Origin of the sequence: Dactylosporangium sp. CA-092794 (genome assembly GCF_050948465.1) — a bacterium.
In the GTDB taxonomy this organism is placed as follows: Bacteria; Actinomycetota; Actinomycetes; order Mycobacteriales; family Micromonosporaceae; genus Dactylosporangium.
In genome coordinates, this window is record NZ_CP192044.1 from 6,331,075 (window position 1) to 6,345,918 (window position 14,844).

General features: G+C 73.3%; 15 protein-coding genes. 11 read left to right on the forward strand and 4 right to left on the reverse strand.

All coding sequences use genetic code 11. The features are described 5' to 3' along the window. Positions 1 to 237 precede the first annotated feature (237 nt). Together ACQPXD_RS26710 and ACQPXD_RS26715 are read left to right on the forward strand one after the other, a co-directional pair. Entirely contained in the window at positions 238 to 471 is a 234-nt protein-coding gene (locus tag ACQPXD_RS26710) for an FAD-dependent monooxygenase (RefSeq protein WP_432843958.1), read from the forward strand. Beyond that, positions 429 to 1,529, forward strand: a complete 1,101-nt coding sequence (locus ACQPXD_RS26715; RefSeq protein WP_432843213.1) for an FAD-dependent monooxygenase — start codon at positions 429 to 431, stop codon at positions 1,527 to 1,529. The genes ACQPXD_RS26710 and ACQPXD_RS26715 overlap by 43 nt, the downstream gene beginning before the upstream one ends. Positions 1,530 to 1,539: 10 nt before the next feature. Here the strand turns inward: ACQPXD_RS26715 and ACQPXD_RS26720 are convergent, their stop codons facing one another. From ACQPXD_RS26720 to ACQPXD_RS26735, 4 genes are all read right to left on the reverse strand, one after another. After that, a complete protein-coding gene (locus tag ACQPXD_RS26720) occupies positions 1,540 to 2,739 on the reverse strand; it encodes a pyridoxal phosphate-dependent aminotransferase (protein ID WP_432843215.1) in 1,200 nt (399 codons plus the stop codon). A 694-nt stretch (positions 2,740 to 3,433) separates the two neighbouring features. Next, a complete protein-coding gene (gene aceB, locus ACQPXD_RS26725) occupies positions 3,434 to 4,975 on the reverse strand; it encodes a malate synthase A (RefSeq protein ID WP_432843960.1) in 1,542 nt (513 codons plus the stop codon). Positions 4,976 to 5,075: 100 nt separating this feature from the next. After that, positions 5,076 to 5,810: an IclR family transcriptional regulator gene (locus tag ACQPXD_RS26730; RefSeq protein ID WP_432843217.1), complete on the reverse strand. Its 735-nt coding sequence runs from the start codon at positions 5,808 to 5,810 to the stop codon at positions 5,076 to 5,078. Beyond that, entirely contained in the window at positions 5,803 to 6,474 is a 672-nt protein-coding gene (locus tag ACQPXD_RS26735; protein WP_432843219.1) for a TetR/AcrR family transcriptional regulator, read from the reverse strand. Before ACQPXD_RS26735 ends, ACQPXD_RS26730 begins: the two co-directional genes overlap by 8 nt. Before the next feature lie 99 nt (positions 6,475 to 6,573). On the opposite strand from ACQPXD_RS26735, the gene ACQPXD_RS26740 reads away from it, so the two are divergent. From ACQPXD_RS26740 to ACQPXD_RS26780, 9 genes are all read left to right on the forward strand, one after another. Continuing rightward, the gene (locus ACQPXD_RS26740; protein ID WP_432843221.1) at positions 6,574 to 6,768 is read left to right on the forward strand and encodes a ferredoxin; all 195 of its coding nucleotides are present in this window, start codon (positions 6,574 to 6,576) and stop codon (positions 6,766 to 6,768) included. 20 nt (positions 6,769 to 6,788) lie between these two features. Further along, entirely contained in the window at positions 6,789 to 8,048 is a 1,260-nt protein-coding gene (locus ACQPXD_RS26745) for a cytochrome P450 (RefSeq protein WP_432843223.1), read from the forward strand. A 15-nt stretch (positions 8,049 to 8,063) separates the two neighbouring features. Continuing rightward, positions 8,064 to 8,906 (forward strand): acetoacetate decarboxylase family protein, encoded by an 843-nt coding sequence (locus ACQPXD_RS26750; RefSeq protein WP_432843225.1) that lies wholly within the window; start codon positions 8,064 to 8,066, stop codon positions 8,904 to 8,906. A 92-nt stretch (positions 8,907 to 8,998) separates the two neighbouring features. Next, the gene (locus ACQPXD_RS26755) at positions 8,999 to 10,297 is read left to right on the forward strand and encodes a cytochrome P450 (protein WP_432843227.1); all 1,299 of its coding nucleotides are present in this window, start codon (positions 8,999 to 9,001) and stop codon (positions 10,295 to 10,297) included. A gap of 23 nt (positions 10,298 to 10,320) precedes the next feature. Beyond that, positions 10,321 to 11,511 carry a cytochrome P450 gene (locus ACQPXD_RS26760; protein ID WP_432843229.1) on the forward strand — a complete coding sequence of 397 codons (1,191 nt, stop codon included), beginning with the start codon at positions 10,321 to 10,323 and terminating at the stop codon, positions 11,509 to 11,511. Next, a complete protein-coding gene (locus ACQPXD_RS26765; protein ID WP_432843231.1) occupies positions 11,508 to 12,707 on the forward strand; it encodes an NAD(P)/FAD-dependent oxidoreductase in 1,200 nt (399 codons plus the stop codon). Before ACQPXD_RS26760 ends, ACQPXD_RS26765 begins: the two co-directional genes overlap by 4 nt. A gap of 26 nt (positions 12,708 to 12,733) precedes the next feature. Next, a complete protein-coding gene (locus ACQPXD_RS26770) occupies positions 12,734 to 12,955 on the forward strand; it encodes a ferredoxin (RefSeq protein WP_432843233.1) in 222 nt (73 codons plus the stop codon). After that, positions 12,952 to 13,788 carry an SDR family oxidoreductase gene (locus ACQPXD_RS26775; RefSeq protein WP_432843235.1) on the forward strand — a complete coding sequence of 279 codons (837 nt, stop codon included), beginning with the start codon at positions 12,952 to 12,954 and terminating at the stop codon, positions 13,786 to 13,788. Before ACQPXD_RS26770 ends, ACQPXD_RS26775 begins: the two co-directional genes overlap by 4 nt. A gap of 7 nt (positions 13,789 to 13,795) precedes the next feature. Beyond that, a complete protein-coding gene (locus ACQPXD_RS26780; RefSeq protein ID WP_432843237.1) occupies positions 13,796 to 14,722 on the forward strand; it encodes a ketopantoate reductase family protein in 927 nt (308 codons plus the stop codon). The last annotated feature ends 122 nt before the right edge of the window (positions 14,723 to 14,844 follow it).

The following is a 14,844-nucleotide window of genomic DNA, read 5'->3' on the forward strand; positions in this document are numbered from 1 at the left end:
ACGCCCTCGCCCCCCGGTGACGGGCGGCCCGCACGTCCTGCCGTGCCGCTGAGCGGGACTCGCCCCTCGTGCCGGCCGCCGGGCGGCCACAACACTGGTACGAACGTCGCGCGGGATTCATGCCCGCGCACCCCGGCCCGCACCGGCGCCGCCACCACGGCGGCGCAGGTCGACCGCTGGCGCCGGGCCACCGCGGCGCCCTTCGCGGCGGGCCCGCCGGCCGGCTGCGAGGTGCTCGTGGTCGGCGCCGGGCCGAGCGGGCTGATGACCGCCGCGCTGCTGATCCGCCGTGGCGTCGCGGTGCGCATCATCGATGCCAACACCGGGCCGTCCACGCAGTCGCGGGCCTTCGCGGTCCAGGCCCGCACCATCGAGCTGTTCCGGAGCATGAACCCTACGAGCAGCACTTCCTGCTCGCGGACTGCCGGGTGGAGTGGCCGTTCGACCACACCCAGTTCCGGATCTTCATGAACGGCGACCGCATCGCCCTGTTCCTGCCGCTGCAGGGCGCCACCCGGTCCCGGGTGATGACCACCGACCCCGCCGCCCGCGACGGCACCGCCCCGGCCGGACCGCTGACCCTGCCCGAGCTCCAGGCAGCGCTGCGCGAGGCGATGCGGGTCCCCGTCACGCTGTCCGAGCCGGTGTGGACCACCCGCTACAAGGCGCACCTGCGCCAGGTCGAACGCTACCGGGTGGGCCGGGCGTTCCTGGTCGGCGACGCCGCCCACATCCACTCGCCCGCCGGCGGGCAGGGCATGAACACCGGTCTGCAGGACGCGGCGAACCTCGCCTGGAAGCTCGCCGCCGTGCTGCGCACCGGCGCGGACGACGCGCTGCTGGACACCTACCACGACGAACGGCACCCGGTGGGTGAGCAGCTGCTGCGCTTCACCGACCGGCTGTACAAGGTGGCCGCGGACCTGCACGGCTGGCGGGCGTCGTTGCGGGACGCCGTCGGCCCGTTCCTCCTGGGCCGCATGTCGGCGATGCCGGCGCCGCACCGCAAGGCGTTCCGCCGGCTGTCACAGATCGGCCTGGCGTACAAGCCGGGCGCGTTCACCGTCAACGAACGGCTCTACTCGCTCAAGGGTCCGCACGCGGGCCACCGCGCACCGGACGCCCGGATCGGCACCGGCCGCCAGATGTTCGACCTCCTCCAGGGCTACCAGCTGCATGTCGTCGCCATCTCGCGCAGGCACCTCGACGACGGCGAGATCGCGGAACTGACGGCACAGCTGCACAGCATCGAGGCGTTCGGGGGCCGGATCGCCACGCACCTCGTCGGCCGCGTGGCCGGCCGGCGCGACGAGCGCGTGGAGCACGTCGACTCGGTGGACGTGTTCGAGCGGTACGGCCTGCCGCACGAGGACTCGCAGGCCCTGTTCGTCGTCCGCCCGGACGGCTACGTCGCCTGGCGGATGGACGACATCGACTTCGACGCCTGCCGGCGGTTCCTCGCCGGGCTGCACGGCGGCCTCGCCGCCGCCTGCGAAGCACGACGCCGGGCGCCCGCGCTGACGCCGTAGGCCGGCCGGGCTACGCCAGCTCCGCGAAGAGCTCACCAACCCGGGTCAGACCGGTGACGAGGTCGTCGTCGCCGAGCGCGTACGACAGGCGGAAATATCCCGGGGTACCGAAGGCCTCGCCCGGCACGACCGCGACCTCCGCCTCCTCGAGCACCAGTTCGGCCAGCTCGGCGCTCGTGGCCGGGCGACGCCCGCGCAGGGACCGGCCCAGCAGGCCCTTGACCGACGGGTAGGCGTAGAACGCGCCCAAGGGCTCCGGGCACACCACGCCGGGAATCTCGTTGAGCATGCGCACCATGATCTGCCGGCGCCGGTCGAACGCGGTGCGCATGGCCGCCACGGCGGACAGGTCGCCGCTGACCGCCGCGAGCGCGGCGGCCTGGGACACGTTCGCGACGTTGGAGGTGGCGTGTGACTGCAGGTTGGTCGCCGCCTTCACCACGTCCGGCGGGCCGATCATCCAGCCCACCCGCCAGCCCGTCATGGCGAAGGTCTTGGCCACGCCGTTGAGGACGACCACCCGGTCGGCCAGCTCCGGCACCGCCGCGGCGATGCTCTGGAACCGGGCGCCGCCGTAGACCAGGTGCTCGTAGATCTCGTCGGTCACCACCCAGAGACCGTGCTCGGCGGCCCAGCGGCCGATCTCGGCGACCATCTCGGCCGGGTACACCGCCCCGGTCGGATTGGACGGCGAGACGAACAGCACCACTTTCGTGCGCTTCGTGCGGGCCCGCTCCAACTGCTCCACCGTGGCCAGGAAGCCGCTGCTCTCGTCGGTCGGCACATCGACCTGAACACCGCCGGCGAGCTTGATCGCCTCGGGGTAGGTCGTCCAGTACGGCGCCGGCACCAGCACCTCGTCGCCCGGATCGAGCAATGTGGCGAACGCCTCGTAGACGGCCTGCTTGCCGCCGTTGGTGATGAGCACCTGCGAGGGGTCGACGCGGTAGCCGGAGTCGCGCAGCGTCTTGGCCGCGACGGCCTCCCGCAGCGCGGGCAGCCCGGCGGTGGGCGTGTACTTGTGCATGGCGGGGTTCCTGCAGGCCGCCTCCGCCGCGGCCACGATGTAGTCGGGCGTGGGAAAGTCGGGCTCACCGGCCCCGAAGCCCACCACGGGCCGGCCGGCCGCCTTCATGGCCTTGGCCTTGGCGTCGACGGCCAGGGTCGCGGATTCGGCGATGGCCGCGATGCGGCTCGAAACACGTTCCACGACCGCCATGCTTTCACACGGCCCCCGCCACGATCGCCGAACCCGCACGCCCGGCCGCAGGACCAGTGACCGCAAGTCTCCTTGAGGATTACGTCTTTGCGGTGGTTGTGGCTTTGGGGTGGCCGGTGCCGGCGGGTCCGCGGCCCGGCGGCGGCGTGGACGTGGGCGGCCACGTCCACGATCTGCGCGGCGGCGATCTCGTCGGCGTTGCCGGCGGTGCCGACCCGCCGCACGTCCACCGGCGGGCCCCACGACCCCCGCCCCGCTGCGGCACTGGCGCGAACGTCAACTCCGCCGCCGGCCAGGACGTCGACCCGTCTCGAACGAGGTGTCCGCCCACCGGCCGAAACACCGGTAGACAGCCGCCCGTTTGCACCCCCGCAGCCACGACCGCCAATGGCCGCTGAAATCGCCAAAAGTCTCCGTGATCATGCACGGCGCCCGGCCCGATACCGGCTTTTTCATGATCACGGAGACATAAGGTACCTATGGGTACACAACTACTCCGCGATCATGAAAAACGCGTGGTGTCGGTGGCCGGTCGAGCATGATCACGGAGACTTGCTGCCGGGTCCCACTCAGCACGAGATGGTGCAGTCCGTCTTGCCGGTGCTCGGGCTGCGGCGATGGGGGGTCCGGGGTGGGACCCCCCGGCGCGCTGCGACGGAGTCGCCGCCAGGCTAGGAAACAGCCCTTACGGCATGCGCTCGTAGGCGGGGACGGTGAGGAACTCGGCGTAGTCGTCGGACAGGGCCATCTCGGTGAACAGGGCGCGGGCGTCGGCCCAGCGGCCGCCGTCCGCCCCGATCGCGGCCAGCTCCTCGTCGAGCAGGCGCTCCACGAGCGCGCGGTCGACGAGCGGCCCGTCCGCGAGCCGGATGCCGTTGTGCAGCCACTGCCACACCTGGGAGCGGGCGATCTCGGCGGTGGCCGCGTCCTCCATCATGTCGTTGATGCCGACCGCGCCGGTGCCGCGCAGCCACGACTCGAGGTAGCGCACCCCGACGCCGATGTTGTTGCGCAGGCCGGCCTCGGTGACCGCGCCCGGGGTGCTGCGCACGTCGAGCAGCTGCTCGGCGGTGACGTGGACGTCGTCGCGGGTGTTGTCCACCTGGTTGGGCCGCTCGCCCAGCACGCCGTCGAAGACCTCGGTGCACAGCCCGACCATCGCCGGGTGCGCGACCCAGGACCCGTCGAAGCCGTCGCGCGCCTCGCGGGTCTTGTCGGCGCGCACCTTGTCGAACGCGGCGGCGTTGACCGCCTCGTCGCGGCTGGGGATGAACGCGGCCATGCCGCCGATCGCGTGCGCGCCGCGCTTGTGGCAGGTGCGCACCAGCAGCTCGGTGTAGGCGCGCATGAACGGCACCGTCATCGTCACCGAGTTGCGGTCGGGCAGCAGGAAGTCGGTACCCCGGGTGCGGAACTTCTTGATGACGCTGAACATGTAGTCCCACCGGCCGGCGTTGAGCCCGGCGGAGTGCTCGCGCAGCTCGTAGAGGATCTCCTCCATCTCGAACGCGGCCGGGAACGTCTCGATCAGCACGGTGGCCCGCACGGTGCCGCGGGGGATGCCGAGCGCCTCCTGGGCGTGGACGAAGACGTCGTTCCACAGCCGTGCCTCGAGGTACGACTCCATCTTGGGCAGGTAGAAGTAGGGGCCGGCACCGGCGTCGAGCTGGCGCTGGGCGCAGTGGAAGAAGTACAGCCCGAAGTCGACCAGCGCACCGGAGAGCCGCTCGCCGTCCACCAGCAGGTGCTTCTCGGTGAGGTGCCAGCCGCGCGGGCGCACCACGATTGTGGCCACCTCGTCGCCGAGCCGGTAGACCTTGCCCTCGGGCGAGGTGAAGCCGATCGTGCGGTCGATCGCGTCGCGCAGGTTGAGCTGGCCGTCGATGATGTTCTGCCACAGCGGGGTGTTGGCGTCCTCGAGGTCGGCCAGCCACACCCGGGCGCCGGAGTTGAGCGCGTTGATGGTCATCTTGCGCTCGGTCGGGCCGGTGATCTCGGCCCGGCGGTCGACCAGGCCGGGCGCGGGCGGCGCGACGCGCCAGGAGTCGTCCTCGCGGACGTCCTTGGTCTCGGCGAGGAAGCCGAGGCTGCCGCCGGCGGCCAGCTCCGCGTAGCGGCGCTCGCGGGCGGCGAGCAGCTCCCGGCGGGTGGGTTCGAAGCGGTGGTGCAGCTCGGCCAGGAACGACAGCGCTGCGGGCGTGAGGATCTCGTCGTAGCGATCCTGCATCGGGGCGACAACCTGAGCGGACAAGACAGACCTCCTCCGGGATCGCCGCCATCCTGACGCACCCCGGGTCTTTTCCGCAATACGATGAATCTTTTCCGCTCTACGGAAAGTTGCCGGAGAGATCGGCGGCCAGCGCCGCGGCGGCGGCGGTGAGCACCGGCACCGCCGAGCGGACCAGCTCATCGGTCATCCGGGTGACCGGGCCGGAGATCGACACGGCCATGGGGACCGACGGGCCGGACGGCGGCAGCGCGACGGCCACGCACTTGACCCCGGCCTCCTGCTCCTCGTCGTCGAGCGCGTACCCGTCGCGGCGCACCCGGTCCAGCTCGGAGCGCAGCGATTCGGGTGAGCGGGGCAGGTGCTCGGTGAGCGCCTGCAGCCGGCGGTCGGGCAGTTGGGCCAGCATCGCCTTGCCCACGGCGGTCGAGTGCGCCCCGGCCCGCCCGCCGACCTCGGTGAACATGCGCATCGAGTGCCGGCCGGGCACCTGGGCGACGTACACCACGTGCAGCCCGTCGAGCTTGGCCAGGTTGGCGCTCTCGTCGAGCCGATCGACGACGCGCTGCAGGTGCGGGGCGGCCCAGCGCGCCGTCAGCTGGCCGGACGCCTCGCCGAGCCGGATCAGCCGGGCGCCCAGGGTGTACGTCCGGTTCGCCTCCTGCCGCACGTACCCGGCGGCGACCAGCGTCCGCAGCAGGCGGTGGATCGTGGCGACCGGCAGCTGCGCCGCGTCGCGCAGCTCGCTCACCGACGCCGTCCCGCCCGCGGCGGCGAGGGCCTCCAGGAGCCCGAACGCGCGCAGGATCGACTGGACCGGCGCGTCCTCAGGCATCGGCGACGCCCGGGTCGAGGTGCGCCCGCGGGACGCGGTGCGGTGGCAGCAGCGCCTCGGCGACGCCGAGGCCGATGAGCGCGAGCCGCGCGGTGCGCCGCCAGTCCTGCGGGGCCGTGGTGTGGTCGGCGGCCAGCCGCACGGACAGCCCGCCGGTGAACCGCGCGACGTCCTCGTCGGTCACCTCGGCGCGGATGACGCCGGCCGCGCGGGCCTCGTCGGTCAGCTCGGCGATGGTGCGCCGCGACGCCGTGTGGACGTCGCGCATCTCGTCGGTCGGGCGGCCCGAGAACAGCTCCAGGTAGAGCCGGTTGGCCTGGTTGTACTCGAAAGCGCCGAACACGAAGTCGATCAGCCCGACGCCGGTGCCGCCCGAGTGGGCCTGCGCGTCGAGGGCGATCCGGTGGATCTGCAGGAACTGGCTGGTCGCGACGGCGACCTGCAGCGCCTGGCGGGTGGGGAAGCTGCGGTAGACGGTCGTGCGGCTGACGCCGGCGCGCTCGGCGATCTTCTCCACGGTGCCCATCATGCCGTCCGCGGCGAAGATCTCGAGCGCGGCGCGGACGACCAGGTCCCGGTTGCGCTGCCCGTCACTGCGCAGCACGCGGCCGTCGCCGCCGGCGATGCTGCGCACGACGTCGTCGGCCGTGGCGCTGTGTCTCATGCCGTGCAGTATGGCCCGGCGGTCGCCTATTGCCATGAGCTGCTCCTCACTCGTACGCTCCGAAACGTACACTAGTGTTCGTTTACGCGGGAGGTGCCGGTGAAAGCGCAGGTTGATGCCGGGCGGTGCCAGGGGCACGGCGTGTGTGTCGTCACCGCCCCGGATCTGTTCGAGTTCGCCGACGACGGCAAGGCGGTGGCCGTGGCCCGGGAGCTGAGCCCCGCGGACCTCGACGGCGCGCGAGCGGCCGAGGCCAGCTGCCCGGAGCTCGCCATCGTCCTTTCCGGCTCGTGACGAGGGGAGGCCGAGGACTTATGACCCAGACGCAGGTGATCGCGGACCACGGCGAGATGACCCGCATCGTGGACTACCACGAGGTGCAGGAGGTGCTGCGCTCCTCCGGCTTCTGGCCGTCGATGTTCGTGCGGGTCAGCGGGCCGCTGCTGGAGGGCACGCTGATGACGCTCAGCGTCGAGGAGCACCTCAAGCGCCGGCGAACGGAGGTGGTGATGTTCTCCCGCGCGCAGCTGATGGACTACGAGCTGCGCACGGTCGTGCCGGCGCTGCGCGAGCAGCTCGAGGCGGCGTTCGCCGGTGGCGCGGCGGCGCCGAAGGTCGACATCATGCGGATCATGCGTGACGCCCTGCTGCGGGTCACCGCGAAGATCGTCGGCATCGACGACCTGTCGGAGCCGGGCGCCGTCGACGAGCTGCGCGAGCTGGCCGAGCACTTCGGCGAGGGCTCGTCGGCCGAGTGGGCGATCCACGACCGGGAGGCCGTGGTCGCCGCCGCGGTGGCCGCCAAGGACCGCTTCGGCGAGCGGTTCTTCCTGCCCGCCCTGCAGCGGCGCCGGGCGCTGCTGGAAGCCGGCGAAGAGGCCCCGAACGACCTCACCACGCTGCTGCTGCGCAACTACGGCGACTGGGAGACCGAGAAGCTGCTGCGCGAGGTCATCTTCTACGTCACCGCCTCGGCGAACACCACCACCCACCTGGCCCCGCACGTGCTGCAGGAGGTGCTGCGGCACTTCGAGCGGCATCCGCAGGACCGGGACCGCGCCGCCGACCTGTCGTTCCTGCAGCGGGCGGTGAGCGAGGGCCTGCGCCTGCACCCGACCGTCCCGGCCCTGCTGCGGCTGGCGCTGCAGGACGTCACGCTGCCCAGCGGGCGCACCTTCACCGCCGGGGAGCAGCTGCTGCTCGACCTCAACGCGGCCAACCGGGACGAGCGGGTGTTCGGGCCGACGGCGGGGGAGTACGACCCGCACCGGCCGCTGCCGGCGCGCACCACCGCCTACGGGCTGGCCTTCGGCGACGGCGCGCACACCTGCCTCGGCCGGCAGGTGGCGGTCGGCGCCGGCAACGGCTCGATCGACCGCGACGACATCCCGGCCGGCGTGCTGATCCGGCTGCTGCAGGAGGTGCTGCGCTACCAGCCCGCGATCGACCCGGCCGACCCGCCCGTGTTCCGGGACAACACCGCGACCATGCGCTTCGCCCGGTTCCCGGTCGAGCTGCGCGGCCGGCCCGCCGCCGGCGACGCCGGTGCCGGCCGCTGCCCCGTCCACGTCTAGCCACGAAGGTGCGCCATGACCGAGATGTACCGCATGCCGATCGGCTTCGGCCCGTCGCTGGGACCGCGTCAGGGTCCCGGCGGCCGGCGCTTCACCGGTGAGCCGATCCGCACCAACCTGCTCACCTGCTCGTACCGTACCGACCCGCAGCGGCTGGCCACGGTGCTCCCGGCGCCGTTCGTGCCCGCCCCCGACCCGCTGGTGACCGTCCGGGTGCTGCACAACCTGGGCTTCCCGTGGCTGGCCGGCCGCGCCTACAACTACTTCGAGGTGCTGTTCCGGGCCGTGCACCGCGGCGCGGCCGGCGAGACCACCGGCGAGTTCGTCGCGGTGATGTGGGAGAGCATGGCCGACCCGATCATCGTCGGCCGTGACGAGGCCGGGCACCCGAAGCTCTTCGCCGACGTCCCCGCGCCGCGCAACGTCGACGGCGGCGTGCTGTGCACGGCGAGCTGGGAGGGCTTCGAGTTCGCGCGGCTGGAGGCCGACGGCGTCACGCTCGCCGACTGGCCCTACGACCTCGAGGAGCAGACCGGGTTCGCCGACCCGGCGACCGGCATGTCGCCGCTGCCGCGGTTCAACTACAAGTACATCCCGAGCACGACCGAGGTCGGCAAGGCCGCCGTCGACGAGGTGGTCATGATTCCGGCCGGGGTGTACCAGCAGAAGACCCTGAGCAGGTGGAGCGGGACCGGCCGGGTCTGCTGGCAGCGGGCCCGCTGGGAGGACCTGCCGACCTTCGCCCAGGTGGTCAACGGCCTGGCCGGCCTGCCCCAGGTGGAGCCGGCCGGCGCGACGCTCACGCAGGTGGTCAAGCTGACCAACGACCTGCGCGACGACATGCGCATCCTGATCTGAGCCCTGCGCGGGGCCGCCGTCCGCGGCGATCCCTTGACCCGATTCTATGTGCATCATTAACCTGGACTGGCACCGTTGGAAGGGGGGCGGCCGTGACGTTCGCGATCGACGCCGACCGCAACACGGCGAACATCGCCGGCAACGTCCTGCCGCGGTTCAGCCTCGCGCTGGACCACGCGCAGGACCCGTTCGCCCTGTTCGCCCGCTACCGCGCCGAGGACCCCGTGCACTGGGGGCTGCCGAGCGACCCACGCCTGCCCGGGCTGTGGTACCTGTTCCGGCACGCGGACTGCTCGGCGCTGTTCCGGCTCAGCGTGGAGCGGCCCGAGGTCCTCGGCGCCACGCCGGCCGGGCTCGGCATCGACTTCGGCGCCGGCGCGCCGCCCGAGACCCAGTCGTACTTCACGCTGCGCAAGTCGTTCCTGACCGCCATGAACGACCCGGACCACGCCCGCGTCCGCGCCGTCATTGCCGGGTACTTCACGCCCAAGCGGGTGGCCGAGTTCCGCCCGCGCCTGGAGCAGATCGTCGCCGGGCTGTTCGACGACCTCGAGGCCGAGGCGGCCGCCACCGGCCGGTTCGACTTCGCCGCCCGGGTGGCCCACCGTCTGCCGCTGATCGTGATGTCGGAGCTGATGGGCGTGCCGGCGGAGGACCGCGACACCGTCCTGGGCCTGTCCGACCGGCTCATGCAGGGCTTCGACGTCGACGGTTCGTTCGACCGCGTGCTCGTCGCGGCCGAGGGGGCGGAGGGTTTCGCCCGCTACCTCGACGCGCTGTTCGCCGACCGCCGCCGCGGCGGCGCCGACGACGTGATCGGGGCGATCGTCGCCGCCGCCGACGAGGACCGGATGAGCGAGCCCGAGCTGTACGGCACCATCTCGACGCTGCTGCAGGCGGGCCAGTCCCCGGCGATGGGCCTGCTCGGGGTCGGCACGCTGGGGCTGCTCCAGCAGCGGGACCGGTTCGAGGAGCTGGCCGCGGACGTCGAAGGGCTGGTCGTGCCGGCCACCGAGGAACTGCTGCGCTGGGTGAGCCCGGCGCAGGCCCCGCCGCCGCGCTGGATCTACGACGACGTCGAGATCGGCGGCCGGCTGCTGCGCCGGGGCGAGGCCGCGGTGGCCCTCATCGGCGCGGCGAACCGGGACCCGGAGGTGTTCCCCGACCCCGACCGCATCGACTTCACCCGCCGGCCGAACCCGCACCTGGCCTTCGGCGGCGGCATCCACCGGTGCCTGGGCTCGACCCTGGCCCGGCTCGAGGGCCAGGTCGTGCTGCGCCAGCTCGTGACCCGCTTCCCGACCGTCGACCTGGAGCCCGGGGGCGAGCTGGCGTTCCAGGACCGGCACATCGCCCGGGCCCTGATCAAGCTGCCCCTGGTCATCCGCTGAAGCACCGACGAGACAGGTGACCCGTGACTACCACCGAACCGCGTTGCCCGGTCAGCCACACCGACTACCGCCACGACGGCCCGATCCTCTCCCACTACGCGATGGCGTCCGCGGAGCGCGAGGCCGAGCCGTTCTACCTCAACGACGCCACCAGCCACCCGTTCTGGATGCTGACCCGCTACGAGCACGTGCTCGAGGCGATCCAGATGCCGGAGTACTTCTCCAACTCCGTCTCCAACGCGCTGAGCCCCGACCGGAAGGTCCGGTTCATGCCGAACAACCTCGACGGCGAGGAGCACCTGCGGCTGCGGCGCGTGCTCAACCGCTGGTTCTCCCCGGCCGCGGTGCGCGGCCTCGACGCGGTCGCCAAGCGGCGGGCGCGTGAGCTGATCGAGGAGTTCGCGCCGGACGGGCGGGCCGACCTGGTCGACGGGTTCGCGCTGCGGTACCCCACCGAGATGTTCCTGGCCACGATCGGCATGCCGGTCGAGGACGGCCCGAAGTTCCTCGGCTGGGTCGGCGCGCTGTTCGCGAACCTGTACAAGGGCCCGGAGGCCGAGGCGGCCGTGGTGTCGATCCGGGGGTACTTCGCCGACGCGATCGAGGACCGCCTGCGCAGCCCCCGCGACCCCGAGACCGACTTCCTGAGCCGGATGCTGCACCCGGAGCACGGCCCGCGCTGGCTCAGCCACGACGACCTCACCACCGTCTGCCTGTCGCTGGTCACCGCCGGGCTCGACACCACCCGCAGCGGCCTCGGCTACGTGTTCGCCCACCTCGCCACCCACCCGGAGGACCGCCGGACGCTGGTCGGCGATCCGGACCTGGTGCCCAAGGCGATCGAGGAGTTCATGCGGCTGTACTCGCTGATCCTCCAGGAGGGCCGGCTGGTGCTCAAGGACATCGACTTCCACGGCCTGCCGATGAAGGCCGGCGACATCCTGTGGCTCGGGATCGCCTCGGCCAACCGCGACCCGCGCAAGTTCTCCTGCCCCGAGGAGTTCCGCATCGACCGGCCGAACACCGGCCACCACCTCGGCTTCGGCGCCGGGCCGCACCGCTGCCTCGGCATGCACCTGGCCCGCCACGAGCTCGAGGTCGTCGTCCGCGAGTGGCACCGGCAGATCCCGGAGTACTCCCTCGCGCCCGGCGCCGAGCTGATCGAACGCGGTCACCAGCTCAGCCTGCGCTCGCTGCCGCTGGTCTGGTCGTGACCGGCATCGTCGTGGTCGGCGGGGGGCTCGGCGGGCTGCGCACCGTCGAGTCGCTGCGCCGCCTCGGCTACGCCGGCGCGATCACCCTGATCGGCGACGAGCGGCTGGCCCCGTACGACCGCCCGCCGCTGTCCAAGCAGCTGCTGGACCGCGACCGGCTGCGCGAGCCGCCGTTCCTGTGCGAGCCGGCCGCCTGCGCGGCGATGTGCGAGCTGGTTCTCGGCCGGCGCGCCGCCGGCCTCGACGCGGCCGGCAAGGCGGTGCTGCTCGACGACGGCACCGAGGTGCCGTACACGTCCGCCGTGCTGGCCACCGGGACGAGCCCGCGGACCCTGCCGCTGCTGGACGGGCTGTCGCACACCGTGCGCACCTACGACGACGCCGTGCGGCTGCGCGACGCCGTCCTGCGGCACGAGCGGCTGGCGGTCGTCGGCGCCGGGTTCATGGGCTGCGAGATCGCGTCGGCGGCCGCCGCGGCCGGCACCCCGGTCACGCTGATCGAGACGGCGCCGACGCCGCTGTACGGCGCGCTCGGCGCCGCGGTCGGCGCGCACGTGCGCGACCTGCACGCCGCCGACGGCGTCGACGTGCGGTGCGGGGTCTCGGTCGCCGAGGTCCGCCACGACGCCGCCGGCCCGCACCTGGTCCTGTCCGACGCGACCACGGTGGACGCGACCGTGGTGGCCGCCTGCGTCGGCGTGCGCCCGGCCGTGGACTGGCTCGCGACGTCGGGCATCGCGCTCGGCGACGGCATCGTCTGCGACGGGTTCGGCGAGACCTCCGCCCGCGACGTCTACGCGGTCGGCGACGCGGCCGCGTGGCGCTACCCCGGCTCGGACGTGCCGGTGCGCGTCGAGCACTGGACCACCACCACCGCCCAGGCGCTCGCCGTGGCCCGCAACCTGCTGGCCGCCCGCGACGAGCGGCAGCCGCTGGACCCGCTGCACTACTTCTGGAGCGACCAGTGCGGCGCGAAGCTGCAGTGCTTCGGGCTGCCCCGGCCGGGCGACGAGGTGGAGGCGCGCGCCGGCGCGGACGGGCGGTCGCTGCTGGCCGCGTACGGCGACGGCCGGCGTACCACGGCCGTGCTCGGCATCGGCCGGCCCAAGCAGGTGCTGCAGCTGCGCGCGCGGCTGGCCGCCGGAGCCCCGTTCGCCGAGGCCGCGGGTGCCGTCCGCGAGCTGGCCGCGGCCTGATGGAACCGCTGAGGAAGGGAACAGCCATGACGACGGATGGCGGCCTGCAGGTGGAGGTCGACCGGGTGGCCTGCGAGGGCCACGCGCTGTGCCTCGTGTACGCCCCGGAGGTCTTCGACATGGACGACGAGGAGCGCGCCGTCGTCCTGCTCGACCCGGTGCCCGGCGAGCTGCACGCGGCCGTGGAGGAGGCGGCGGGCAACTGCCCGGTGCAGGCCATCCGGCTGCGATCGCGGGCCGCGTCGTGAGCGAGGCGGCCGGCGACGTCGCCGTGATCACCGGCGCGGCCAGCGGCATCGGCGAGGCCACCGCCCGGCTGCTCGCCGGGCGGGGCTGGCGGGTCGTGCTGGCCGACGTCCAGGCCGGCCGCCTCGACGAGCTGGCCGGCGAGATCGGCCCGGCGGCCCGGCCGCTGCGGGTGGACGTGGCCCGGGAGGCCGACGTCGCCGCCGCGGCCGACCTGGCGGTCGAGGCGTTCGGGCGGCTGGACCTGATGTTCGCCAACGCCGGGGTGTTCGGCGCCTACGGGCCGATCCACACCGCCGACATCGCCGCCGTGGACGCCACCTGGGCGGTCGACCTGCGCGGGGTGTTCCTGTCGATGAAGCACGCGGCGCGGGTCATGCGGCCGCGGCAGCGCGGCGTCATCGTCGCGACCACCAGCCCGGCCGCGGTCGTCGGCGGCGTGGGCAACCACGCGTACAGCGCGGCCAAGGCCGGCATCCTCGGGCTGATGCGCTCGGTGGCGGGCGAACTGCGCCCGCACGGCATCCGGGTCAACGCGGTCATGCCCGGCCCGACCGCCACGCCGATGAACGCCGACCTCGCCCTCGGCGACGCCACCGCGATGGACCGCGCGATCGAGCTGCTGCAGGCGCGCACCGACGGCAAGCGCCCGGTGTTCGCCGACGACATCGCCGAGGCGGTGGCGTTCCTGGCCGGGCCGGCCGCCGAGATGATCACCGCCCACACGCTCGTGGTCGACGGCGGCTTCACCGCGGTCCCGGGCGACTCGCGCTGGACCAAGGGCGAGCACGCGTCCGGCGGCGCGATCTTCGAGGCCGGCCGCCGGGCGTCCTGAGGCCGTCGTGGACACCCGGCAACGCGTCGCGGTCGTGGGCGCCGGCGCGCTCGGACAGCTCGTCGGCGCGCTGCTCGCGCACGCCGGCCAGGTGGCGGCGACCATCGTCAGCCGCCGGCCCGAGGCCGTCGCGGCGATCCGGGCCCGCGGCGTCGAGGTGCGCCGGCTCGTCACGGACGAGCCGCCGCTGCACGCCCGCCCGGCGATCGTCGCCGCAGACGAGGCGCCGGCCGGCGCGTTCGACGTGGTGCTGCTGCTGAACAAGAGCTACGACACCGGATGGGCGATCGGGCTGGCCCGGTCGATCGCCGCACCCCGGGGCGCCATCGTCGCCCTGCAGAACGGCCTGACCTCGGCGGAGCGGGTGGAGCGCGCGGATCCGCGCGGGGTCGCCGGCGTGATCTACACCGGTGCCGCCTACGTCGGCGCCGGGATCGTCGATCACACCGTGCACGGCCCGCTGGTGGCCGCGCCGCCGCCGGGCCGGGCCGGGCACGTCACGCGGCTGCTCGAGGCGCTGCGGTGCCCGGGGCTCCCGGTGCGCATCGACGCCGACCGCGATGCGATGCTCTGGGAGAAGGCCGTCGGGGCCATGTCCAACGCCGTCTGCGGCGCGCTCTTCCTGCCGGTGCGGGAGATCACCCGCAGCGCCGCGGCGTGGGAGGTCATGGAGCGGGCCCGGGCCGAGGTGCTCGCGGTCGCCGAGGCCTGCGGCGTGCGGCTCGACCGTGCGGTGCTGGCCGCCCGGTTCGACGGTCGGCCGCCGGCCAGGCACAACCTGGGCTCGACGTTCCAGTCGCTGCGCAGCGGCCGCGACACCGAGATCGGTGAGCTGGTCGGCGAGGTGGAGGCGCGGGCCGCCGAGCGCGGTGTGCCCACGCCGGTGCTGGCCACCCTCCGCCTGCTCGTGCGGGCCCGCGAGGAGCTGGGCTGATCCGTCAACCGGCCGAACGTCCGAGCCGGGGCCGGTCATCCTGATCAAGGCAGTTACGGGGCTGTGTCGTTTCCTTGACACCCGTGTTTCCTTCCTACCATTATCAGTAATTACGAGATCGC